Raw genomic sequence first — 23,257 nt, 5'->3', positions numbered from 1 at the left:
CACCTGGGAAAATGTACGGTGCAACCGCTGGAGCAAATAGCGTGCCGGGCATCAAAGCCCCGTGTTTGTTGGGGATGGCATGGCCGCTGCGGCAAGACTTGTGCCGCCAGCGGCCAGGCGTTGCCGTCTGATTCGGGAAAACGTCTTGCCGATTCTAGTTGTGACCGTCGAGGGCGAAGTTCTTGAAGCCCTGATGTTGCCTGAGGCGTTCGTAGTAGGCCGCGATGGCGGGGTAGGGCGGATGCTCCGGGAGTGTCATGCGCCAACGGTGCACCGAAAGGCCGATGAGGATGTCGGCCAGGGTGAACTCTTCACCGGCGACGTAGGCCTTTGTTTTCGCGAGCTGCTGCTCCAGCAGACCCATCTTGTCGTTCCAGGCCTTTACACCGGCCTTGATACGCTCCGGGTCCTGATAGTCGGGGTGCTGGCGCACCAAGGCATGGAAAGCGTAACCCCAAGACGGATTGAGTTCGGTGGCCTGCCAGTCCATCCATTGCTCCACCCGCGCCCGTGGCGCGGGTTCGGCGGGCAACAGGTCGTGGCGCTGATAGAGGCTGACGAGGTAGCGGCAGATGGTGTTGGATTCCCACAGCACGCCATGGTCGTCGATCAGCACCGGTATTTGCGCGTTGGGGTTGAGGGCGAGGAATTCGGCGGATTGGGTGGGTTTGAAGCCGATGCCCCAGTTGTCCTCGTGCGCGTAGTCGATGCCCAGTTCGTGGCAGGTCCAGAGTACTTTGCGCACATTGATGGAAGAGGTGCGGCCGAGGATTTTCAGTGAGTGTCCCATGGTGATTCCCTGGCAGTGGAGAGGGAGACAATCTAGCAGGGCCTGCACGCTACGGCGAGATGCCCAAGCGGGCACGGTAAAACAAGGGGGCTTGCTCCCGATAGCAGTGGTCCAGCTAATGAATACTTGGCTGACACGCCGTCATCGGGAGCAAGCCCCCTCCCACATTTTGACCGAGTAAAGGTCTTAACAGCGCGGAGTATGTTGGTCCATGGCTTTGCCCACCAGCAAGACGGACAGCTCGCTCAGTTGATGAATGGCCAATGCCACATCACGCTGTTTACCACTGAGGTCATTGGACAGGTCGAGCAACAAGGTGCTCACGGCAGACACGGTTTCGTAGCTGTTGATCAGCAGGGTTTCGGTGGAGGAACCAGGAGTGACAGTGAAGAGCGTATGCGTGGGGATGCTTTGCATTGTTGACGTACCTGATGTGGCTGATACCTCATCGCTACTCAACGAGGGTGGCAGCTGTACGCAGGTTAGTAGACCGGTGGACACTCAAAGCCGGCGCACCCGAAGATGCCCTACGCACAGCCGCCATAAAACAGAAAAGGCTCATGCACTAAGAGTGACCAATAGTCGGGCTACTAAACCCGATCACCGAAAAATTCAGCGACCGGCCAACCTTAAAGACCACCTCCCAGGCACACAAGCCGGCGGATTCTGACGTAAGCGTAGGCAACCGGGCAAGGGGCTTACCGCGATGTCAGCCCCGTCTTACAGGCGTCTTACGTGCTTTCCCGTACCTGCAACTCAAACCCCATATCCACCACCGGTTTGGCGATCTTGTTACCCGCCATGATCGTCAACAAATGTTCCGCCGCGCGCCGGCCAATGGCTTCCCGTGGCGTGCTGATGCTGCTCAAGCGCGGCACCATGAACGCCGACGCGGGCAAGTCGTTGAAGCCCAGCACCGCCACGCGCTCCGGCACTTTAATACCATGGCGCATCGCTTCCAGCAGGGCGCCATGGGCCAGGTCGTCGTTGCCGAAGAAGACCGCATCCACATCCGGATGCGCGGCCAGCAGTTGCAAAAACAACTCACCGCCCAGGCCCACGGAAGACGGGCGCGGCGTGAGCAGTTCCAACGCCGGGTCGTACTTGCCCGCCTGTTGCAATGCCCGGCGGAACCCTTCGCCGCGCAGCAGGGTGCGTTGGTCCAACTGGGCGCCGATATAGGCCAGGCGTTTGCGCCCACGGGACAATAAATGCGCCGCCGCTGTTTCGCCCGCGGCCAGTTGCGAGAAGCCCACGCAGTTCACGCCCGCATTCGGGTCCAGGTCCATCATGTATACGCAGGGCACGTTACTGGCCTCGACCATCCGTCGGGCGCTTTCGGTGCGATCGAACCCCGTCAGCAGCAAACCCCGAGGCTGGTAGGCCATGTAGTTGCGCAGCAGATTTTCTTCTTCATCGCGCGAATAGTGGGAGTTGCCGATCAGCACTTCGAAGCCCTTGGGCCGCAGCACCTGGTGAATGGCTTCGAGGGTTTCGATGAACAGCAGGTTGGACAACGACGGCACCAATACCACCACCGAATGGCTCTGGGCCGAGGCCAGGGCGCGGGCGGCGGGGTTGACCACGTAGTTGAGTTCGGCGGCGGCGTGCTGCACTTTTTCGACCAGCTCAACGGCGACGGTGCTGATGCCACGCAAGGCGCGGGAAGCGGTAATCGGGCTGACGCCGGCCAGGCGGGCGACTTCGTTAAGGGTCGGGCGACCCGTGGTGCGCGTATTTTTATCGTTCTTGGAGGTCATCAGGCGGCTTGCCAAACAAAAATCGAGGCACTAAGGTAGCGCTGTCTCCAAATGGCTGCAAATTATTGAACTCTGGGTTGCCTGATCCGGTTCAAATGATTGGAGCGGATGCACGCGTCACTCCATAAAAATGACAAGACGGCGCGGGAAAAGCCTGTTTTTGCACTTGCCTCAAGGCGTGCAAAGGTAGCGCTATCTGCGTCTTGAGGTGTTTCATGAGTCAACCTGTTACCGCCCTGGTCATCATGGGCGTCGCCGGCTGCGGCAAGACCAGTGTCAGCGAGGCCCTGTGCCGGCTGAACGGCGCCACTGCCATTGAAGGCGACAGCTTTCACCCCGCCGCCAACATCGAAAAGATGAGCGCAGGCCACCCCCTCGACGACGACGACCGCGCCGGCTGGCTCGACATCCTCTGCGATGAACTGCGCCGCTCTCTTAAAGCCGGTGAACACCCGGTGCTCACCTGTTCAGCCCTGAAGAAGAAATACCGCGACCACCTGCGTGAAGCCGCGCCGGGCCTGGGTTTCGTCTTTTTGGAACTGACCCGTGAAGTGGCCTCGGACCGCGTGTCCCATCGCCCCGGCCATTTCATGCCGGCAAGCCTCATAGACAGCCAGTTCGCCACCCTTGAATCGCCCAAAGGCGAGCCGCTGACCCTGGCCCTCAACGCCAGCGAAGACAGCGTTGAGGCCCTGGCCGAGCAAACCAACGCCTGGTGGCTTCTGCACGGTTTTGAACGAACTGATTAATTTTTTGCCGGAAAAGATAGCGCTATCCCCGGAAGGAAATTCAACACCCGCTTTAATAACAACAACAAACAGGAGAGACCCCCATGTTTGGCATGTCCCACGAGTCGTACCTGCTGCTAGATGCAGTCGTCACCATCATCGGGTTGATCGTTCTGATCACCAAGTTCAAGGTTCACCCCTTTATTGCGTTGATCATCGCGGCCGGCTTCCTCGGCCTGACCTCGGGCATGCCCGTGGACAAGATCATCAAGGCGTTCCAGGACGGTTTTGGCGGGGTGCTCGGCTTTGTCGGCATCATCCTCGCGCTGGGCACCATGCTCGGCAAGATGATGGCCGAATCCGGCGGCGCCGATCAGATCGCCCAGACCCTGATCCGCGCTTTCGGCAAGGACAAGGTCCAGTGGGCCATGATGTTTGCCGCCTTCCTGGTGGGCATCCCGCTGTTCTTCGAGATCGGTTTTGTACTGCTGATCCCGCTGGTGTTTATTGTTGCGCGCCGCACCGGCGTGTCGTTGATCAAGATCGGCATCCCGCTGCTGGCCGGCCTGTCGGCGGTGCACGGCCTGGTGCCACCGCATCCGGGCCCGCTGCTGGCCATCGGCGTGTTTGGCGCGGACATCGGCAAGACCATCCTGTACGGCCTGATCGTCGCCCTGCCGACTGCCATCATTGCCGGCCCGATCTTCGGTACGTTCATCGCCAAGTACATCCCCGGCAACCCGTCCCAGGAGCTGGTCGACCAACTGGCCCGCGAGACCGATAACAAGTCGCTGCCAAGCTTCGGCATCACCCTGGTCACCGTGCTGTTGCCGGTGTTCCTGATGCTGCTCAAAACCTTCGCCGACATCGCGTTTGCCGAAGGCAACGTAGTGCGCAACTGGATGGACATGATCGGTCACCCGATCACCGCCTTGCTGCTGGCGCTGCTGCTGTCGCTGTATACCTTCGGCACTCGCCAGGGCATCCACGCCAAGCAGATCCTCAAGCTGCTCGACGCAAGCCTGGCGCCCACCGCTGCGATCATCCTGATCATCGGTGCCGGTGGTGGCTTCAAGCAGATGCTGGTGACCAGCGGCGTGGGTGACGTGATCGGCCATATGGCGGTGAACGCGCAGATCAACCCGATTCTGCTGGCGTGGCTGGTGGCGGCGGTGATCCGCGTGGCCACCGGTTCCGCGACCGTGGCGACCATCACTGGCGCGGGCATCGTGGTGCCGGTGGTAGGAATGATCCCAGGGGTTAACCGCGAATTGCTGGTGTTGGCGACGGGGGCGGGCTCGTTGATCTTGTCTCACGTCAACGATGCGGGGTTCTGGCTGGTGAAGCAGTACTTCAACATGACCGTGGCAGAAACCTTCAAGACCTGGACGGCGATGGAAACCATCCTGTCCATCGTGGCACTGATCTTCATCATGCTGCTGTCGTTGGTGGTCTAACAGACACCCAATGAAACCGGGCTGATAACCCAATTAAAATGTGGGAGGGGGCTTGCTCCCACATTTTGACCGAGTCAGATTCAGGCTTTAGCGACTAGCCCATCCGCTCGGAACATCGCGCGAATCCCGCGTACCGCCTGGCGAATCCGGTCCTGGTTCTCGATCAGCGCAAAGCGCACATGATCATCCCCATACTCACCAAAGCCGATGCCCGGTGACACGCACACCTTGGCCTCCAGCAGCAGCTTCTTGGCAAATTCCAGCGAGCCCATGGCGGCGTACTGTTCGGGGATCTTGGCCCAGACGTACATCGACGCCTTCGGGTTCTCGACCATCCAACCCAGCTCATGCAGGCCCTTGACCAGCACATTGCGGCGCTGGCGGTATTGCTCGGCGATGTCTTTCACGCATTGCTGGTCGCCTTCCAATGCCGCAATCGCCGCCACCTGCAGCGGGGTGAAGGTGCCGTAGTCGTGGTAACTCTTGATGCGGGCCAGGGCGTTGACCAGTTCCGGGTTGCCCACCATAAAGCCGATGCGCCAGCCGGCCATGTTGTAGCTCTTGGACAGGGTGAAAAACTCCACCGCAACGTCCTTGGCGCCCGGCACCTGCATGATCGACGGGGCTTTCCAGCCGTCGTAGACGATATCGGCGTAGGCCAGGTCGTGGATCACCAGCACGTCGTATTGCTTGGCCAGCGCAATCACCCGTTCAAAGAAATCCAGCTCCACGCACTGCGCGGTGGGGTTGGACGGGAAGCCGAGAATCATCATCTTCGGCTTGGGGATCGAGCCGCGAATCGCCCGCTCCAGCTCGTCGAAGAAGTCCACGCCGGGCACCAGCGGCACCGAGCGCACTTGGGCGCCGGCAATCACCGCGCCGTAGATGTGAATCGGGTAGCTCGGGTTGGGCACCAGCACAGTGTCGCCCTGGTCCAGCGTGGCCAGCATCAAGTGCGCCAGGCCTTCTTTTGAACCAATGGTCACAATGGCTTCCGACTCGGGGTCGATGTCCACTTCATAGCGGTCTTTGTACCAGCGCGAAATCGCCCGGCGCAGCCGCGGAATACCTTTGGAGGTGGAGTAGCCGTGGGTGTCTTCACGCTGGGCCACTTGCACGAGTTTTTCGACGATGTGCGGCGGCGTGGCGCCGTCGGGGTTACCCATGCTCAAGTCGATGATGTCTTCGCCGCGCCGACGCGCAGCCATCTTCAGCTCGGCAGTGATGTTGAATACGTAAGGGGGGAGTCGATCGATGCGCGCAAAGCGGCGCGGCGAACCTTGTTCGGCCATTGTTGCCTCGAAGTACGTAAGCGCCCGGAACCGTCCGAGCGACGTCGGCCACTGCGGTGGCCTGCGGGGCAGACAATACGGTCCGTGATGGCCAGTTGTCTAGATGCGTAGGAAAATTTTCCGGTTGAAGCGCTGCGTGAAAATGCCCCTATACTCGATGCGGGTTTGTTCCCTCATAAGAAGGAGACTGTTCGTATGGATCAGCAGACAAGACAACCGCTGGAGCCACGCATGGAAGCAGGCAAGGCGCTGGTGATCGCCGGGGTACAAGGGCGTTATTCGAAGGCCACCGTCGGCGATATACCCAGGTTGTGGGAGTTGTTCGACACCTGCGTCAAAGACATCAAAAAGCGTGTCGGCGGTGTGACCTATGGGGTTTGCCATAACCCCCACCATGGCGAATTCGATTACATGGCCGGCGTGGAAGTCCCGGCCAAAAGCGCGGTGCCGAGCAACTTTGAAGTGATCGAAATTCCACCGCTCAACTATGCCGTGTTCCCGCATCACGGCCCGGTGCAGGCGTTGGAACAGACCTACGAGCGCATCATGTTCGAGTGGCTGCCGCACTCGGGCTACAAGGTGATGGGCGCGGATTTCGAGCGCTACAGCGCCGATTTTGATGCGCGCAAAGGCACGGGCACAGTGGAGATCTGGTTACCGGTTGGAGAGCGCGGCTGACTGCAATCATGCGGGTGCCGGCTTGCTGGCGCCTGCAGAGGCACCTCAGCCACCAAAGCTGCGTTGGTAAACCTCAGCGGATTGCCGTATGGCTTTCGCCACTTCAGGCGCTGACCGGCAGTAATCGTCTTCGCGCTTGAGCACGACTTCAAGCGTCTGGAGGAACGTCTGGATGCGTGTTTGGGGTACGCACTCGAAGCGTTGGGCTATTCATCGAACAAATCCTCTAACTCCTCCAGCGTCGGCAGGGTCACGGGTACCAATTTGACCTCGCTGCCCAAGGCCGCCATCACCCGGGCGTAAGCATTCATGGAAACCGAGAGGCTTCCTTGTTCAATTTCAATCAGTTTCTGCCGGGTAATGCCCGCAAGCTTCGCCAGGTCGGCCTGTTTATAGCCCCGATTGAGGCGCATGGCGCGGATTTGATGACCGAGTCGTTGGGTAATAACCGAGGCGTCCATGTTACGTATTCGTTACTTTTGAAAGGTGAAGTCATATATACGTTACATTTCGGCAGTGTCAACGGTGGCCCGACCAAACACCCACCTCAACCTGCGCTCGTAGCCCACCCGCCCTTTATAGGCCTCGCCGCTGTCCACCCATCCGAGCCCCAGATACAAGCCCATCGCCGCCACATTGTCGGTATCCACCGACAACTCCAACGCCTTGATCTGCGGCCACGCCTCAAGCGCCGCCGCCGGCAATGCCTGCAGGCACGCCTTGCCGAACCCACGGCCCTGTTGCCGGCGATCCACCTGCAAGGCATGCAGCGTGGCGCTGTGTTCGTCGGCCCAGTGCGGCAGGCACGGCGGGCGCTTGAGCAACAGGAAGGCCACGGGGAAATCATCGGCCAGCAGCGCAAAGCCTTTGACGCCGGGGCTGGGTTTAGCCAACAGGCTATTGAGCGCGCAATACATGTCGCCGCAAAACGGTAACTGCTCGGGATGCACTTCGATGGCGCTGACGTGCTGTTGCTGTGTGGCTGTCAGCGCCGCGTAATCGACCAGGCGGGTGTGCATCGGGGTGTCCGAACGGCTGCAAGTAAGGCCGCAGTCTATCGGGTTTGGCGGGGTTGAAATTATTTTCAGCGGTCTGTCGATTGGCCCACGGCGCGTTCGACTAAGGGTGTCTTCCATGATTTTCCATCCCAGGAGTCAACACCATGAGCACTGCAATCAACACCCTGATCGAACACTGGAAACACGCCGTACTGGCCCGTGATATCGACAAAATTGTCAGCTATTACGCCGACGATATCGTCTCGTTCGACGCCGTTAGCGCCCTGCAATTCAAGGGCAAGGCCGCTTACCGCGAACACTGGAAGGCGTGCATGGAGCATTGCCCTGGCCCCGGTATTTTCGAGTTCCACGAACTGCGCATCGTGCAGGCCCAGGACAGCGCCTTTGCCCACTGGCTGGCCCATTGCGGCGGCGCCGGGCCGGATGGCGAGGTAAAGGCCTGCTGGATGCGCGTCACCGCCGGTTATCAGCGATTCAACGGCGAATGGAAAGTGGTGCATGAGCATTGGTCGGCCCCGTTCGATATGGCGACAGGCACCGCGCTGTTCGACCTGAAACCTTGAGCGTCGCGAACTATAGTCAATAGTCCGAAAACGGAGAACGCCATGAAATACCTGTGCCTGATCTACAGCAACGAACAGGTGCTGCACACCTCGCCCGACAGCCCTGCCGACCCGGAATGCCTCGCTTACGCCCAGGCCATCCAGGCCAGCGGGCGCATGCTTGCCGCCGAGCCGCTGGAGTCAGTGAGCACCGCCACCACCGTGCGCATGCGCAACGGCAAGCTGTCGATCACCGACGGGCCGTTTGCCGAAACCAAGGAGCAGCTCGCCGGCTTTTACCTGATCGAAGCCCGGGACCTTAACGAAGCGCTCCAGGTAGCCGGCGGCATCCCGGCTGCTCGGGTCGGCAGCGTGGAAGTGCGCCCGGTGCGCGAATTGAATCTCTGAGTACAACAATCCCAACAATCAGGAGGTTTTTCCCATGTTCCGACAACCTGCCGCGTTTGAACCGTCCATCAGCTGCTTGATCAATGCGCCAAGCCATGGGTTTTCATAATGGCCGGGGCCAGAGCCTCGACCGAAGGCATGCGCGATTGACGCCGCAGATCGAGGCGATCTACCGCAGTGAATCGCGGCGCGTGCTCGCCACGCTGATCCGCCTGCTGGGTGATTTCGACCTCGCCGAAGAAGCCCTCCACGAGGCGTTCTTCGTCGCGGTCGAACGCTGGCCGCAGGACGGCGTACCCAACAACCCCCGCGCCTGGCTGGTCTCCACCGGGCGCTTCAAGGCCATCGACCGCCTGCGCCGCCAGGCGCGGTTCACCCCGTTGTTGCAAGCGCAGGCCGACGAACTGGAAGCGGCCGACTGGAGCGTTGAAGACGTGCAAGACGATCGCCTGCGCCTGATCTTCACCTGTTGCCATCCCGCGCTGGCACCTGATGCCCAGGCGGCGCTGACCTTACGCGAGATCTGCGACCTCACCACGGAAGAAATTGCCCATGCGTTTCTCGTCACGCCCACCACCATCGCCCAGCGCATCGTGCGCGCCAAGGGCAAGATCCGTGAGGCGAAAATCCCCTATCAAGTACCGTCCCTGGCCGAATTGCCCGAGCGCCTCGACAGCGTATTGCGCGTGATTTACCTAGTGTTCAATGAAGGCTATTCGGCGTCCATGGGCGCCGACCTCACCCGCGAAGCATTAACCGGCGAAGCCATTCGCCTGACGCGCTTGCTCATGGAATTGCTGGCGGAACCGGAAGTGATGGGCCTGCTGGCGCTGATGCTGCTGCACGAATCTCGCCGCGCGGCGCGTACCTCGGCCAATGGCGAACTGGTGCTGTTGGATGAACAGGACCGCTCGTTGTGGGATGCGTCCCTGATTGCCGAAGGCTGCACGCTGGTCGAACGCGCGCTGACCACGCGGCGCTTCGGCCCCTACTGCCTGCAAGCGGCGATTGCGGCGGTGCATGCCGAGGCGCCGAGCGCAGGGCAAACGGACTGGCCGCAAATTGTCGGGCTTTACGATGTATTGCTCAGGGCCATGCCGTCGCCGGTGATCGAGTTGAACCGCGCGGTGGCACTGGCCATGCGTGATGGGCCGCTGGCGGGGTTGCAGCAGGTGGAAGCGATCCTGGCGCGCGGCGAATTGCTCGATTACCACTTGGCACACTCGGCGCGTGGGGAGTTCTGCCGGCGGTTGGGGCGGTGGGAAGACGCACGCCTGGCATACGAAAAAGCCCTGTCCCTGACCCAGCAGGTCCCGGAACAGCGCTTTCTTGACAGCCGCCTGGCTGAACTCAAATCGTCCATGCAATGAAGATCAAACTGTGGGAGGGGCTTGCTCCCGATAGCGGAGGTTCAGCCAGCACATCGGATACTGTCACACCGCCATCGGGAGCAAGCCCCCTCCCACAGGTGATCTCAGTGTCAGCAACGGCAGTGCTCGTCACTCCAGCATCTTGCCCAACAACCAACTCCCTGCCGGCCCCGGCGCATGGTGGCGCGACCACAGCGCATCCACCGCCACCGAACGCGGCCAACTGCGTGCGGTGAGTTCGACCAGTTGCCCGCCGCCAAACCGCTCTACCAGCCAGCGCGGAATCGGTGCCCAGCCGAAACCCAGTTGAGCCATCTCCATCAGCATCAGGTAACTGGGCGCCGACCACACGCGCCCGGTGGCGCGGGTTTCATTCGGGTTGATGATGCTGGCCAGGCGCAATTCGCGGTGTTGTTGCAGGGCGTGTGCGGTGATGGACTTGAGCGCCGCCAACGGGTGTTTCGGCGACACGAACAACGCAATTTCCGTGCGCTCGTCCACGGTTGCGCAGGTCAGGTCCGGCGGGTAAACCGCCTGGTGCTCAATAAACGCAATCTGCGCCCGACCGCTCTGCACCAAGGCAATCAAGTCTTCGCATTCGGCGATCAGGCATTCCAGCTCTAGGTCCGGATAGCGCTGTTCAAATGCGCTGAGGGCGCACTCGAAACGGTCGGATTGGTAGGTATCGGACATGGCGATGGTCAGCTTCGGCTCCAGGCCCTGGGCCAACTGGCTCGCCGCCAGTTCCAGGCGGCTGCTGGCCTCCAGCACCTGCTCGGCGCGTTGCAGCAACACATGGCCGGCGGGGGTGAGGGCTGGTTTGCGGCTGCTGCGGTCGAACAGCACCACATCCAAGTCAATCTCCAGGCTGGCCACTGCCGCGCTGACGGTGGACTGGCTCTTGCCCAGCTTGCGCGCGGCTGCGGAAAACGAGCCTTGGGTCGCCGCCTGGACAAACGCCTGCAGCACTTCATGAGAGGCCATGACTATCGCCTTGATCGATGGTTATTGGTTATGAAGTATCGAGACAAGGGGTAATCATGGCAACCTTCCTCACTCACGGAGACCGGTCATGAGCCCTACCAAATCCATCGCTGAACGCGTGTGCCAAGCCATTGGTTTCGAAGCCTTGGCGTTGTTGATCTGTACGCCCTTGCTGGCGTGGATCATGGGCAAGCCGGCCCTGGAAATGGGCATGGTCACCCTGGCGATCAGCCTTATGGCGCTGACATGGAACGTGATTTTCAACGGCCTGTTCGACCGCCTCAAGGTGCGCCTGCAACTGGCCAACACCGCCTGGACCCGCGTGCTTCATGCGTTGCTGTTCGAAGGCGGGCTGATCCTGGTGTGCGTGCCGTTGATCGCGGCGTGGCTGAAGATCAGCCTGTTGCAGGCGTTTGTCCTCGACATCGGCATACTGCTGTTCTTCCTGCCGTATACCTATGTGTATCACTGGGGGTATGACGTGCTGCGCGAAAAGCTCCTACAAAAACATACCGCCCGAAGCCTCGATCCGTTGGCCGGTGATCCAGTGGCTGCCGTCGGCCAACAGGCTGGCGATGGCCCCGCCAATGTCATCCGGTAAACCGGCGCGGCCCAGCGCGGTGTTGTTGGCGACCATGGCATTCAGGCTGGCGTTGTCGCGCACGGCGCCGCCGCCGAAATCGGTCTCGATGGCGCCGGGTGCGAGGACGTTGACGCTGATGCCGCGCCCGCCCAATTCCTTGGCCTGGTAGCGGGTCAGCACTTCCATCGCGCCTTTCATCGCCGCATAGGCCGCGTAACCTGGCAGGCTGAAGCGCGCCAGGCCGCTGGAGACGTTAAGGATGCGCCCACCGTCGCGGATCAACGGCAGCAACTTCTGGGTCAGGAAGAAAGGGCCCTTGAATTGAATCGCCACCAGTTGATCGAACTGCTCCTCGGTGGTTTCAGCAAAGCTGGCGTGAATGCCGATACCGGCGTTATTGATCAGAAAGTCGAAGTGATCCTGTGCGAAAACTTCCTTGAGCACGCCGGCCACTTCACCGACGAAAGCGCCGAAGGTCGCGCTCTGGCTCACGTCCAGCTTGAGCATGGCGGCGCGGCCACCCAATTGTTCGATCTGCGCTACCAAGGCTTGTGCTTCGTCGGCCTTGCTGTGGTAAGTGCCGATGATGTCGACGCCTTGCGCCGCCAGATGCAGCGCGGCGTTCTTGCCCAGGCCACGGCTGGCGCCGGTGATGAGTGCGATTTTACGGGTCATGGTGCAGTCCTCTTCAGATGTGAGCGTGGGACCGAGTGTATTTGTCCGCTTATAACGTGATAAACAGAGCAGAACCGGAATCACTGGCCGGATAAGGCGAACAATCCATGAACAAGTTGGAGTTGCTGCGCACCTTTGTGCGCGTTACCGAACTGTCGAGTTTTACCCAGGCCGGCGAGAGCCTGGGGCTGCCGCGCTCCACGGTGTCCGAGCATGTGCAGGCATTGGAAGAACTGCTCGGTGCGCGCCTGTTGCAACGCACCACGCGCAAGGTGCAAGCCACCCAGGACGGCCGCGTTTTGTATGAGCGCAGCAAGGATCTGCTGGCCCATATGGACGAGCTGGAAGGCCTGTTCCGCCAGGATGAAGCGCAGTTGGCCGGGCGCATCCGTGTGGACATGCCCAACGTGATGGCCCGCGATTTGATCTTGCCGCGCCTGCCGCAGTTCATGGCCGCGCACCCGCTGATCGAGCTGGAAATCAGCACCACCGACCGCCAGGTCGACCTGCTCGCCGAAGGGTTTGATTGCGTGTTGCGGGTCGGCGCGCAACCGGACCAGACGGTGGTGGCGCGGCTGCTGTGCAGCATGCCGATGATCAACTGTGTCAGCGCCGCCTACCTGCAACGCTTTGGTGTGCCGCAAACCCTGGCTGACTTGGCCGGCCACCACTTGGTGCACTACGTGCGACCGTTGGGTTCGCGCTCGGCGGGGTTCGAATACCTGCAAGGCAACAAAGTGCAACGTATCCCCATGGCTGGGCGTGTCACTGTCAGCAGCACCGATGCGTACAAGTCGGCGTGCCTGGGCGGCTTCGGGATTATCCAGGTGCCGGCCCTGGGCATCGGCGATGAGTTGGCCAGCGGCGAGCTGATCGCGGTACTGCCGCAGTACCCGGCGCCGCCCCTGGACGTGTCGTTACTCTACGCCGGGCAGCGGCATTTGCCATTGCGGGTGCGGGTGTTCATGGACTGGTTGGCGGCCATCGTGCAAACCCATCTTTAACGCCGCGCCGACAACTGCTGCGGCGCCAGGAACGCGTCGTGGAAGTAATCGCGCAGCGCCTGCATCGCCGGGGTAAACGCACGCTCGCGGTGCCAGGCCAGGCCGACGCTCATGGGCGTGACGGGGTCGGTGACGGTCAGGGTTTCGATGCGCTTGCCTTCCAGTGACCAGGGCCGGTGCACCAGGTCTGACAGGATCGCCACGCCGCTGCCGTTGGCGACCATGCTGCGTACCGCCTCCACCGAACTGGTGCGCAGCCGCACCTTGGGTGTCTGCCCGGCCTGTTCCCAGTAGCGCATGGCGCTGTGTTCGGCTTCATCCACGGTGAGCAGGATGTAGGGGTGCCGGGCCACCTCGGCCAGGCTGACGCTGGCGTGTTCGCACAGTGGGTGATGGCTGGGCAGCCACAGGCGCCGTTCCGAGTTAAACAGGATTTCGGAGACGATATCGGGGTGGGTCAGGTTGGCAGTGAGCACCACGGCCATGTCGAACTGGCCGTCGAGCAAGCCCTGTTCGATGGCCTGGCGCTCCTGCTCGAACACCTCGATGGTCACGTCCGGATGCCAATGCTCCAGGCGCTGCAAGTGGTGGGGCAGGAAGTAACCGAGCACCGTGTAACTGGCGGCCAGGCGCAGTACGCCGCTGGCGCGATGGTCGGGCAGGGGGCTGTTCAACGCATCGTCGACACTGCGCGCAATCACATAGGCGCGGTTGAGAAAATGCCGCCCGGCGTCGGTCAGGTTCATGCCCTGGGCCGAGCGCACAAACAGCTGCACGCCGAGCATCGCCTCCAGCTCCTTGATCGCCGTGGTCACCGCCGACTGGGAGATATTCAGGTGAATCGCCGCCTGGGAGATCTGGCCGATCTCGGCGGTGGCGATGAAGTAACGCACTTGGCGCAAGGTCAGGGACATCATCGCTCCCAGCATCGGGTTATCTGTTTTTCAGAAGAAGGGCCATCTGATAATAGATCTTCCCAAGGGGTCAAGCCGCGCCTACTTTTCCAGCATCACCTTGGCGGAGCGACCTTGATGCAGGCAGTGGATTTCAACTCGGACATGGGCGAAGGCTTCGGCCCCTGGACCATCGGCGATGGTGTCGATGCAGAACTGATGGCCTATATCAGCTCGGCCAATATCGCCACCGGCTTCCATGCCGGCGACCCCGGCACCATGCGCCGTACCGTCGAACGCGCCAAGCAACTGGGCGTGGCCATCGGCGCGCACCCAGGCTTTCGCGACCTGGTGGGGTTTGGCCGCAGGCACATCAATGCGCCGGCCCAGGAATTGGTGGACGACATGCTCTACCAACTGGGCGCCCTGCGTGAAATTGCCCGTGCCCAGGGCGTCAGCCTGCAACACATCAAGCCCCACGGCGCGCTCTACATGCACTTGGCCCGCGACGAAGAAGCCGCGCGACTGCTGGTGCAAAACCTGCAAGTCGTCGAGCCGACGCTGCTGCTGTACTGCATGCCCAACTCGGTGATCTGGCAGGTCGCCAAGGAGCTTGGGCACCCGGTGGTGCGCGAATTTTATGCCGATCGTGAATATGATCTGAGCGGCTCCATTGTGTTTACCCGTAAGGTCCGGGCGTTGGACCCCGCAACGGTCGCGGCACGTGTGCTGCGGGCTTGCCAGACCGGGCTGGTGCGAACCGTGGAAGGCGAAGACCTGGTTATCGAGTTCGATTCGATCTGCCTGCACAGCGACACCCCCGGTGCGCTGGAACTGGTGGAAGCCACCCGCGAAGCGTTGGACCAAGCGGGGATTGCGGTGCGCAACGCGGCTTGTGTCATCGGGCAGGCCCGCTCATCCCACCCGAGGAACACCCATGGCTGAAACGTCGCCCATCCGCTACAGCTTCGGCGGTGATGAACACCTGTTTGCCGAGGTCAGCGACAGCATGTCGCTGGAGGCCTTTTTCAAGGGCATGGCCGTGACCCGCGCGGTGGAACGCCTGGCGCTGGACGGTGTGCTGGATGTGTGCCTGGCCAACGCCTCGTTCCAGGTCCGCTTCGACCCCGACCGCATCGCGCCTCATGTGCTGCTCGACGCCGTGCAAAGCGCCGAAGCCCAGGCCGTGGCCGAACGCCGTCTGCACACGCGCATCATCGAAATCCCGGTGCTCTACAACGACCCCTGGACCTTGGAGACCTTGATGCGTTTTCGCGACCGCCATCAAGACCCCCAGCGGTACCGACCTGGAGTACGCCGCACGCATCAATGGCCTGGCCGATGTGGACGCGTTTATCGCCGCCCACAGCGGTGCGCCGTGGTTTGTGTCGATGGTCGGGTTTGTTGCGGGTCTGCCGTTCATGTTCCAGATGGTCGAGCGCGCGCGGCAATTGCAGGTGCCCAAGTACCTGCGCCCACGCACCGACACACCGAAACTCACCCTGGGGCACGGCGGTTGTTTCGGTTGTATCTACTCGGTGCGCGGCGCCGGCGGTTACCAGATGTTCGGCGTGACCCCGGCACCGATCTATGACCCGGCGCAGCAGTTGGCCTACCTCAAGGAACATATGGTGTTCTTCCGCCCCGGTGACATCGTGCAGTTCAAACCGATTGACCGCGAAGCCTACGACCGGGCCCTCGCCGAGGTGGACGCGGGACGTTTCGACCTGCGTATCCGCCCGGTGGAGTTTTCCCTCGATGCGTTCCTCGCCGACCCGATCGGTTATCCGAAAACCCTGCAGGAGGCGTTGGCATGATCAAAGTGCTCAAGCCCGGTCTCGCCACCTCCGTGCAGGACCTTGGGCGCGAAGGTTATTACCACTTGGGCATCCCGCCTTCGGGCGCGCTGGACCAATATGCGTTGAGCGCGGCCAACCATCTGGTGGGCAACCCACTCGGCGCGGCGGGCCTGGAGTGCACGTTGATCGGGCCTGAGTTGGCGTTCCGGCAGGATGCGTTAGTGGCGTTAAGCGGCGCACTGATGTCGCCGCGTCTGGACGGTGAAGTGGTGCACCAGGACACCGCCTTTCACGTGCGCGCGGGGCAGGTATTGCGCTTCGAATTTCCCCAGGCCGGTGCGCGCACGTACCTTGCGGTGGCCGGTGGCATCGACGTGCCGCAGGTGCTCGGCAGCCGCTCCACTTATACCCTCGGCGCACTGGGTGGGTTTCACGGGCGGCGTGTGCAGGAGGGCGACGAACTGCCCATCGGCGTGGCGAGCGGGCAGGGCCGGGCGGGTAACAGCCTGCCGATGGCTTTGCGGCGCTCGGTGGGCGGCGACATTACCCTGCGCGTGGTGCCCGGTCTGTATTACGAACGCCTGATGGATACGGCCAAACACAGCTTTTTTGCCGAGCCGTGGACAGTCGGCTCCGAAGCCGACCGCATCGGTTATCGCTTCAAGGGCGGCAGCGCGCTGAGCTTCCAGCCACGGGAGCAGCCATTTGGTGCGGGCTCGGACCCTTCGAATATCGTCGACAGTTGCTACCCCATCGGCTCGATCCAGGTGCCGGCGGGGCTGGAACCGATCGTGTTGCATCGCGATGCGGTGTCGGGCGGCGGCTACGCAATGATCGGCACGGTGATCAGTGCCGACCTGGATTTGATCGGGCAGATGCAGCCGAACCAGCGGGCGGGGTTTGTGGCGGTGACGCTGGAGGAAGCGTTGGAGGCGCGGCGGGTGTACAAAAAACGGCTGAAGGCGATGGCTGCACTCTTTAGTCACTGACACCGCACGGTACTCATGTGGAAGGGAGCAAGCCCCCTTCCACATTCAAGCGATGGTGTGTCAGAAAAGCTTGGTGAACAGCCAGTAGAGGCTGCCCGACAGAAGAATCGCTGCCGGCAATGTCAACACCCAGGCCATCAACAGATTGCGGATGGTCCGCATCTGCAACCCACCGCCATTGGCCACCATGGTGCCCGCCACACCGGACGACAACACATGGGTGGTCGATACCGGCAACCCATACATATCCGCCGCGCCGATGGTCAGCATCGCCACGGTTTCCGCCGAGGCGCCCTGGGCGTAGGTCATGTGGGTCTTGCCGATTTTTTCGCCGACGGTGACCACGATGCGCTTCCAGCCGACCATGGTGCCCAGGCCCAATGCGATGGCCACGGCGATCTTGACCCACAGCGGAATAAAGCGCGTGGAGTTATCGATCTGTTGCTTGAACAGTTGCAGCTTGCCTTGGGTGTCGGCGTCAAAATTGCCGACTTTGCCCTTGTCCATCAAGCGGATGGTTTCGCTGGTCAGGTACATGTCGTTACGTACGTTACCCACCGCTTCGGCGGGGACCTTGGCCAGGGAGCCGTAGCCTTTTACCTCTTCGCCGATATGCCCGGTGAGGGCCGCCAGGGCCGGTACCAGTTGCGGGGTGGCTTCCTTGGTGCGCACGTAGGTCGACAGGATCGGCCGTGGGTCAGCCGCCAGTGCCTGCGGCGCGGTTTTCATCAAGGCCACCTGGGTGACTTCCGCCACCGCCGCAAACTGCAACGATTGCTCGGCCGGCATCGTGCGGTTCAGTGCGTAGGCCATCGGCAGGGTGCCGACCAGGATCAACATGATCAGCCCCATGCCTTTTTGCCCGTCGTTGGAACCGTGGGCGAACGACACACCGGTGCAGGTGGCGATCAGCATGCCGCGAATCCACCATGGCGGCGGGGTGTCACCTTTGGGGGCCTTGTACAGCGCGCGGTTTTTCACGAAGGCGCGCAGGGCCAGCAACAGCAATGCGGCAAACGCGAAGCCGATCAGTGGCGACAGGAGCAGCGCGTAACCGATCTTGATCGCCTGGCTCCAGTCCACACCGCTGGTGCCGTCACGCCCGTGCATCAGGGCATTGGCCACGCCCACGCCGATGATCGAACCGATCAGTGTATGGGACGACGACGCCGGCAGGCCCAGCCACCAGGTACCCAGGTTCCACAGGATCGCGGCGATCAGCAGCGCAAAAATCATTGCGAAGCCGGCCGAGGAGCCCACCTGCAAAATCAGCTCGACGGGCAGCAGGGCGATGATGCCGAAGGCCACCGCGCCGCTGGACAGCAGCACCCCGAGGAAATTGAAGAAACCCGACCACACCACCGCGAAATGCGGCGGCAGCGAGTTGGTGTAGATCACCGTCGCCACCGCGTTGGCGGTGTCGTGGAAGCCATTGACGAACTCAAAGCCGAGGGCGATCAGCAGCGCCACGCCCAGCAGCAGGAACGGCGTCCAGGTGGTGACCACCGTGCCCAGCTCCCTCATGTCGTGCATCAGGCTGTAGGCGGTGAACAGCAGGCCCATGGCGAGCACGGCGAAGAAAATGATCACCGTCACCAGGCCGGGTTTCTTGTCCAGCCTGGGTTTGGGGTTGGCAGTCGAGGTGTGTGTGGAAGCAGTCAGGGAAGGGGTGGCCATGCCGGAGCATCCAGGTAATGAAGGATGTCGTTCATAGTCATTGCAGAATGTTACAGAGATGCTGCGATAAGTCACTGTTTGTGAAATTGGCTATGCCGCTCGTCTACAACACCCCGTAGAGCCCTGCGATCTACCCCTTCCCACAGCCGGTCGCCTTTCAATTCGAGAATTTGCGAAAGGCCCAGCGCCCCGCGATCAGCGTGAATGTCGCGACCAGCGCCACCAGAATCCAGAACCCCTCGGGGTCTTGTGAAAGCGGTACACCGCCCACGTTCATGCCAAAGAAACCGGCGATGATGTTGATCGGCAACGCCAGCACCGTGACCACCGTGAGGGTGAACAACGTGCGGTTGCTTTGCTCGTTGAGGTTGGCGGCGATCTCTTCCTGCAATAACTTGATTCGTTCGCCCAAGGCCGTCAGGTCGTTGATGACCAGCGCAAATTCCTCGGTGGATTTGCGCAGTTCCTTGACGTCTTCCTTTTGCAGCCATTGCGGTGGACGGTTGAGCAGGCGCAGCAGCGACCCCGGCTCCAGCGCCAGCAGGCGCTGCAGGCGCACCAGCACGCGGCGCGCGGCGCCCAGCTCAGCGCGGTTGGTGGACAGGCGCGAGGACAGCAACTGGTCTTCGATATGGTCGACGCTGAGGCTGGTCTTGCGCACGATCTGCGTGAGTACTTCGCCCTGGTCGCGCAGCAAATGCACCAGCAACTCCAGGGGCGAGCGAAAGCGCTCACCGGCCTTTACCGATGAGCGCAGTTTGTCCACCGAGTGCAGCGGTTGCAGGCGCGCGCTGACCAACAGGCGGCTGCGGGCGCATACCCACAGCGTGGAAATGTCCGACGAAACTAAACTGCTGAAGTTGAACACCACGTCGTTGACCACCGCCAACAAGGCCGAGTCGACGTGCTCGATCCGCGTGGAGCGCGAGCCCTCGTGCAGGGCTTCGAAGAACTCTTCGGGCAATTGCAGGTGCGTCTGCATCCAGCGCTCACAGGCGGCGTGGGCCAGGTTCAGGTGCAGCCACAAAAACTCTTCGGGGTCTTGAGGGCTTGTCAGCGCCGCCAGCGCAGCGGCTGAATCAATCTGTTCCGCCTTTTTCACCTGGGCGAAAACGAAAACCGTAAAGCAAGCCAAACAGATCGGAGTCCTGATGGCTGTGGTCAATGCTGTGGTTCATGGAGGCTCGCAGAGAAAGCGCCTGTAGGACGTTTCACAGGATCGCGTGGGCGAATCATTGCAAGGCGGTATGACGGTTATGTGACGGTTTAGCGGCGCCCATAAAAAAACCGCGCCACCCGAAGGTGGCGCGGTTTTACAGCGGGGTGACTCAAGTGTCTTGCTTGTTTTCGAGTACGGCGCCGGTCTTGGCGTCGAGCTTGACTTCAAACTTCTTGCCCGCCGTGTCAGTCAGGTCGACTTCGTACACATATTCATTGGCTACACCGTGTTTGGTGTCCAGTTCGGTATCGGTAATCGTCGCCCCTGGGTGGGTGGCTACGGCGGCTGCGTTGAGTTTGTCGAACTGCATGACGGCGCCGGATTTGACCAAGCCTTCGATGTGGTCCGGACGAACATCAGCCTGGGCCAGGCCGGCAGTCAGAGTCAGGGCCGCGGCGGCGAACAAAGTGGTCATGGTTTTCATGGTGTGTCCTTCTGGGGGTGAGCTGTTTAAGTGGGATCAGGTTATCCCGCGCAACTTAATTCACGCTTAATTATGTCAAGTGGTTGCGCAGTTTGTTCAATCCGCCCGCCGCCGACACTTTCATGCTGGGGCTCACTTGGAAGGAGACTCGGATGAAACGGTTAATGAGCTGGATCTATGCACCGGCGTTTATGACGGGATTTATCGGTTGGGCCATCGCGCAGCCAAATGGGCTGGTGCTGGTGTTTGCCACGGCGGTAGGGGTGTCATTTTTCATGGAGCAGTGGTTGCCCTATGAGCCGCAGTGGAATCGCAGCCTGGGGGACCGGCGGCGCGATACGCTCCACGCGTTGGTCAACGAAAGCCTGAATGCCGTGGGCCTGCTGATGCTGCCGGGGCTGACTGCGCTGTTGGCGTTCGAAAGCATCTGGCCGCGTGGTTGGCCGTTGTGGGAGCAACTGCTGATGGCCATCGTACTCGCCGACGCAGGCATTACCTTGATGCATTACGCCAGCCACCGCATCGCGCCGCTGTGGCGTTTGCATGCGGTGCACCACAGCGTGCAGCGGCTCTACGGGTTCAACGGTTTGATGAAGCACCCGTTACACCAGATGCTGGAAGCGACTGCCGGCTTGCTGCCGCTGATCCTGCTGGGCATCCCGCTGGAGGTGGCGCAGCTGTTGGCCCTGGCTATTGCCGTTCAACTGTTGCTGCAGCATTCCAATGTGGATATGCGCCTGGGGCCGCTGCGCTGGGTGTTCGCCTGGGCACCCGTGCATCGGTTTCATCACATGAAGTACGGCCGCGCCGGGGATGTCAATTTCGGCCTGTTTTTCAACCTCTGGGACTGGCTGCTGGGCACGGCGTTTTATCGCGACCGCTATCGCATGGGGCCGGGGGATCTGGGCATTGGCAGTCGCCCGGATTTTCCAGTGGCCTATGGGGCGCAGTTGCGTGATCCGTTCCTGCCCGTTTGCGTGCGCAAGGAGCCGCCGCTGCCGGAAGAGTTACGCTAGAAATTGCACGTTCAGTTGGCGCAGCGATGCGGCGGCCGTTACGCCGAACAACTGCTTCATGGTCCGCGAGAAGTGCGCCGAATCGGCAAAGCCTGCGGCATGGGCAGCCTCGGTCAACGTACTACCGGCGAGCGCCAATCCCAGGGCGACGCGCAATCGTCGCCACACCACCAGGCGGCGCACCGGCAAACCCAACTGATGGGTGAACAGGCGTTCCAACTGGCTCAGTGACAAATGTGCCACCTCGGCCAAAGCCTGGGCCGACACCTTGCCGCCGAGCTGTTGGTCCAAGGTGTCGAGGGCGCGCTCCAGGCGTGGATCACCGAGGCTGCGCCGGGGCAGTTGGTGCAGGGCGTCCAGTGACAGGTCGGCGCCGGTCAACAGCTGTTGCAAAGGGGCGGTATCAAATACGGCGGGTTCGGCGTACAGCACCCGCACCTCACCCTCGCTGTCGAGAATGGCATGGGTTTTTCGCGAAGGGATAAACAAGCGCTGGGCCACGGTGATCTGGCCATTGAGGCGGACCGTGATGGCGCCGCCGGGGCAGAACATCAACTGATGGGCGTAGTGCGCATGGGGCGCGGTACGCCCCAGCTCGCCGAGGATCAAGCCGTAGTCGCGCCCCAGCCACAGGCGGCCTGACCATGGGGCCGTCACTCAGTATTTATAGTCGTTGAGCAAATCCTGCACGCTCGATGACGGCCAGCGCTTGTAGAACTTCAGCAGTTCGGCGGCGCGGTTGGTGAAGATGCCATCGACGCCGGCCTTCATGACTTTTTCGAAGTCCACCGGCTCATCCACGGTGTACACATGCACCAGCAGGCCTTTGTCGTGGGTCAGCTGGTTCATTTCAGGCTTGACCAGGTCGGTGTAGCTCTGGTCGCCATGATCGGTCAGCTCGGCCGACGGGCCGGTGCCGATGGCGCCGAGGCTCTTGGCTTCGTCGACCCATTTTTCGAACTCGGCGGCGTCCTTCGGCTCTTGTTTGGCGTAGTAGGCGGCCTTGGTGGGTTCGCCGGACTCGGCGAAGGTCTGCTTGGATTTGGGTTCGATGCTGCCTTCACCGACCCACAACAGCAGGATTTTCGGGGTGTTGGGCATTTCTTTTTGCAGCTCTTTGAGGCTGGCGGTTTCGAAGGTTTGCAGCACCACGCGGCCCTTGCCCTGGCCGACGCCGGTGTTGCTCTTGCCCAGCTTGGAACCGGCGGAACTCAACCAGCCTTTATCCAGCAGTTTGTTTTTCAGGTCGGCTTCGATTCCAGGAAATTGCTTGGGCTCTTTGGTTTCGATGTACAGGCCGGGTTTGTGCTGCGGGTTGCCTTCGGCGATCTTGATGATGTCGTCCAGGCTCAGGATCTTCAGGCCGACGAAACCGGGGCGTGCGCGGTCCGGGTAAGCCGCGTTGAACCAGCTGCCGGCGTCGAGGGTTTGCAGCTCTTTCCAGGTGAATTCGTTGGCCGGCGCGTCTTTGCGCTCAGGGAACTTGGTGGCCACGTCGGTGGTGCGCTGCAGGTTGTTGTCGTGCAGGGCGAACAGCACGCCGTCCTTGCTGCGCTGCAAGTCCAGCTCCAGATAGTCGGCGCCCAGGTCACGCGCGACCTTGTAGGCTGCGGCGGTGGATTCAGGCGCGTCGTACGAGGCGCCACGGTGGGCGATCACGGCGGGGTACGGGATGCCTTCGTTAGTTGCCAATTCAGCCGGGCTGATCGGGTCGGCAGCCTGCGCCTGGCCAAGGCCGAGCATCAGGGCCAGCAGCAAGGCGCTCTTGGTAAACGTGACAGGCATATGCGAAGTCCTTTCGTGGAGGTAGCTTTGAGATGGCCTCCTTTTTAACAATTGATTGCGAAAGGCGCTATCACCAAACCGACATTAACGTGCGCCCGCGCCAATTTTTTCGGTTTTTTTTGCCAGGCATTGCAGTACTCTTGTTCGCAGCCGCCCCGTCAGAGG

General features: G+C 61.5%; 24 protein-coding genes and 2 pseudogenes. 12 read left to right on the top strand and 14 right to left on the bottom strand.

What is annotated here, in order from left to right; translation table 11 throughout:
• Positions 1–154: 154 nt before the first annotated feature.
• From AB4O25_RS12335 to gntR, 3 genes are all read right to left on the bottom strand, one after another.
• Entirely contained in the window at positions 155–790 is a 636-nt protein-coding gene (locus AB4O25_RS12335; protein ID WP_017529131.1) for a glutathione S-transferase family protein, read from the bottom strand.
• Between the two features lie 186 nt (positions 791–976).
• Positions 977–1,207: a DUF6124 family protein gene (locus tag AB4O25_RS12330; RefSeq protein ID WP_017529130.1), complete on the bottom strand. Its 231-nt coding sequence runs from the start codon at positions 1,205–1,207 to the stop codon at positions 977–979.
• Between the two features lie 314 nt (positions 1,208–1,521).
• Positions 1,522–2,553 (bottom strand): HTH-type transcriptional regulator GntR, encoded by a 1,032-nt coding sequence (gene gntR / locus AB4O25_RS12325; protein WP_026067363.1) that lies wholly within the window; start codon positions 2,551–2,553, stop codon positions 1,522–1,524.
• 212 nt (positions 2,554–2,765) lie between these two features.
• On the opposite strand from gntR, the gene AB4O25_RS12320 reads away from it, so the two are divergent.
• Both AB4O25_RS12320 and AB4O25_RS12315 read left to right on the top strand, forming a co-directional pair.
• The gene (locus tag AB4O25_RS12320; protein WP_017529128.1) at positions 2,766–3,299 is read left to right on the top strand and encodes a gluconokinase; all 534 of its coding nucleotides are present in this window, start codon (positions 2,766–2,768) and stop codon (positions 3,297–3,299) included.
• Positions 3,300–3,382: 83 nt separating this feature from the next.
• Positions 3,383–4,735 (top strand): GntP family permease, encoded by a 1,353-nt coding sequence (locus AB4O25_RS12315; protein ID WP_017529127.1) that lies wholly within the window; start codon positions 3,383–3,385, stop codon positions 4,733–4,735.
• An 80-nt stretch (positions 4,736–4,815) separates the two neighbouring features.
• On the opposite strand, the gene alaC is transcribed toward AB4O25_RS12315, so the two are convergent.
• Complete coding sequence (gene alaC / locus AB4O25_RS12310; protein ID WP_460150896.1) at positions 4,816–6,027, bottom strand: alanine transaminase; 1,212 nt, start codon at positions 6,025–6,027, stop codon at positions 4,816–4,818.
• Between the two features lie 195 nt (positions 6,028–6,222).
• Between alaC and AB4O25_RS12305 the strand changes: the two genes are divergently transcribed.
• Positions 6,223–6,705, top strand: coding sequence for a GyrI-like domain-containing protein (locus AB4O25_RS12305; protein WP_017529125.1), 483 nt, complete (start codon positions 6,223–6,225; stop codon positions 6,703–6,705).
• A 206-nt stretch (positions 6,706–6,911) separates the two neighbouring features.
• Here the strand turns inward: AB4O25_RS12305 and AB4O25_RS12300 are convergent, their stop codons facing one another.
• Positions 6,912–7,166 (bottom strand): helix-turn-helix domain-containing protein, encoded by a 255-nt coding sequence (locus AB4O25_RS12300; RefSeq protein WP_017529124.1) that lies wholly within the window; start codon positions 7,164–7,166, stop codon positions 6,912–6,914.
• 42 nt (positions 7,167–7,208) lie between these two features.
• A complete protein-coding gene (locus AB4O25_RS12295) occupies positions 7,209–7,724 on the bottom strand; it encodes a GNAT family N-acetyltransferase (RefSeq protein ID WP_017529123.1) in 516 nt (171 codons plus the stop codon).
• Positions 7,725–7,867: 143 nt separating this feature from the next.
• Between AB4O25_RS12295 and AB4O25_RS12290 the strand changes: the two genes are divergently transcribed.
• From AB4O25_RS12290 to AB4O25_RS12280, 3 genes are all read left to right on the top strand, one after another.
• Complete coding sequence (locus AB4O25_RS12290) at positions 7,868–8,287, top strand: YybH family protein (RefSeq protein ID WP_017529122.1); 420 nt, start codon at positions 7,868–7,870, stop codon at positions 8,285–8,287.
• Positions 8,288–8,329: 42 nt separating this feature from the next.
• Positions 8,330–8,674 (top strand): YciI family protein, encoded by a 345-nt coding sequence (locus AB4O25_RS12285; RefSeq protein WP_017529121.1) that lies wholly within the window; start codon positions 8,330–8,332, stop codon positions 8,672–8,674.
• Between the two features lie 146 nt (positions 8,675–8,820).
• Positions 8,821–10,044: an RNA polymerase sigma factor gene (locus AB4O25_RS12280; protein ID WP_460150970.1), complete on the top strand. Its 1,224-nt coding sequence runs from the start codon at positions 8,821–8,823 to the stop codon at positions 10,042–10,044.
• Positions 10,045–10,173: 129 nt separating this feature from the next.
• Here the strand turns inward: AB4O25_RS12280 and AB4O25_RS12275 are convergent, their stop codons facing one another.
• Positions 10,174–11,028 carry a LysR family transcriptional regulator gene (locus AB4O25_RS12275; RefSeq protein ID WP_065876705.1) on the bottom strand — a complete coding sequence of 285 codons (855 nt, stop codon included), beginning with the start codon at positions 11,026–11,028 and terminating at the stop codon, positions 10,174–10,176.
• An 88-nt stretch (positions 11,029–11,116) separates the two neighbouring features.
• On the opposite strand from AB4O25_RS12275, the gene AB4O25_RS12270 reads away from it, so the two are divergent.
• A complete protein-coding gene (locus AB4O25_RS12270; protein ID WP_065876706.1) occupies positions 11,117–11,629 on the top strand; it encodes a multidrug/biocide efflux PACE transporter in 513 nt (170 codons plus the stop codon).
• Here AB4O25_RS12270 and AB4O25_RS12265 read toward each other — a convergent pair.
• Complete coding sequence (locus tag AB4O25_RS12265; protein WP_017529117.1) at positions 11,528–12,286, bottom strand: SDR family NAD(P)-dependent oxidoreductase; 759 nt, start codon at positions 12,284–12,286, stop codon at positions 11,528–11,530. The genes AB4O25_RS12270 and AB4O25_RS12265 overlap by 102 nt on opposite strands.
• Positions 12,287–12,393: 107 nt before the next feature.
• Here AB4O25_RS12265 and AB4O25_RS12260 point away from each other — a divergent pair, with 107 nt between their 5' ends.
• Positions 12,394–13,290 (top strand): LysR family transcriptional regulator, encoded by an 897-nt coding sequence (locus AB4O25_RS12260; RefSeq protein ID WP_017529116.1) that lies wholly within the window; start codon positions 12,394–12,396, stop codon positions 13,288–13,290.
• Here AB4O25_RS12260 and AB4O25_RS12255 read toward each other — a convergent pair.
• The gene (locus AB4O25_RS12255) at positions 13,287–14,204 is read right to left on the bottom strand and encodes a LysR family transcriptional regulator (RefSeq protein WP_026067362.1); all 918 of its coding nucleotides are present in this window, start codon (positions 14,202–14,204) and stop codon (positions 13,287–13,289) included. The genes AB4O25_RS12260 and AB4O25_RS12255 overlap by 4 nt on opposite strands.
• A 117-nt stretch (positions 14,205–14,321) precedes the next feature.
• On the opposite strand from AB4O25_RS12255, the gene AB4O25_RS12250 reads away from it, so the two are divergent.
• The 3 genes and pseudogenes from AB4O25_RS12250 to AB4O25_RS12240 all read left to right on the top strand — a co-directional run bounded on the left by AB4O25_RS12250 (position 14,322) and on the right by AB4O25_RS12240 (position 16,971).
• Positions 14,322–15,128: a 5-oxoprolinase subunit PxpA gene (locus tag AB4O25_RS12250; RefSeq protein WP_065876707.1), complete on the top strand. Its 807-nt coding sequence runs from the start codon at positions 14,322–14,324 to the stop codon at positions 15,126–15,128.
• Positions 15,121–16,000: pseudogene (locus AB4O25_RS12245) on the top strand (5-oxoprolinase subunit B family protein). The gene AB4O25_RS12250 and the pseudogene AB4O25_RS12245 overlap by 8 nt, the downstream one beginning before the upstream one ends.
• The gene (locus tag AB4O25_RS12240; RefSeq protein ID WP_460150895.1) at positions 15,997–16,971 is read left to right on the top strand and encodes a 5-oxoprolinase subunit C family protein; all 975 of its coding nucleotides are present in this window, start codon (positions 15,997–15,999) and stop codon (positions 16,969–16,971) included. Before AB4O25_RS12245 ends, AB4O25_RS12240 begins: the two are co-directional and overlap by 4 nt.
• 60 nt (positions 16,972–17,031) lie before the next feature.
• Here the strand turns inward: AB4O25_RS12240 and AB4O25_RS12235 are convergent, their stop codons facing one another.
• From AB4O25_RS12235 to AB4O25_RS12225, 3 genes and pseudogenes are all read right to left on the bottom strand, one after another.
• Entirely contained in the window at positions 17,032–18,648 is a 1,617-nt protein-coding gene (locus AB4O25_RS12235; protein WP_065876709.1) for an inorganic phosphate transporter, read from the bottom strand.
• Positions 18,649–18,805: 157 nt separating this feature from the next.
• Positions 18,806–19,826, bottom strand: a pseudogene (locus AB4O25_RS12230) (transporter).
• 150 nt (positions 19,827–19,976) lie between these two features.
• On the bottom strand, positions 19,977–20,291 hold the full coding sequence (locus AB4O25_RS12225) for a PepSY domain-containing protein (RefSeq protein ID WP_065876710.1): 315 nt from the start codon (positions 20,289–20,291) through the stop codon (positions 19,977–19,979).
• Between the two features lie 152 nt (positions 20,292–20,443).
• On the opposite strand from AB4O25_RS12225, the gene AB4O25_RS12220 reads away from it, so the two are divergent.
• Positions 20,444–21,307 (top strand): sterol desaturase family protein, encoded by an 864-nt coding sequence (locus AB4O25_RS12220; RefSeq protein WP_017529108.1) that lies wholly within the window; start codon positions 20,444–20,446, stop codon positions 21,305–21,307.
• Here the strand turns inward: AB4O25_RS12220 and AB4O25_RS12215 are convergent.
• Entirely contained in the window at positions 21,299–21,964 is a 666-nt protein-coding gene (locus AB4O25_RS12215) for a helix-turn-helix domain-containing protein (protein WP_017529107.1), read from the bottom strand. The two genes, AB4O25_RS12220 and AB4O25_RS12215, sit on opposite strands and share 9 nt — an antisense overlap.
• Positions 21,965–23,092 (bottom strand): glycerophosphodiester phosphodiesterase family protein, encoded by a 1,128-nt coding sequence (locus tag AB4O25_RS12210; RefSeq protein ID WP_116079190.1) that lies wholly within the window; start codon positions 23,090–23,092, stop codon positions 21,965–21,967.
• Positions 23,093–23,257: the final 165 nt, after the last annotated feature.

It is taken from the genome of Pseudomonas sp. S3_A03 (assembly GCF_054668275.1).
Note: the sequence above shows the minus strand (reverse complement) of the source record. Positions and strands in the feature narration are given on the sequence as shown.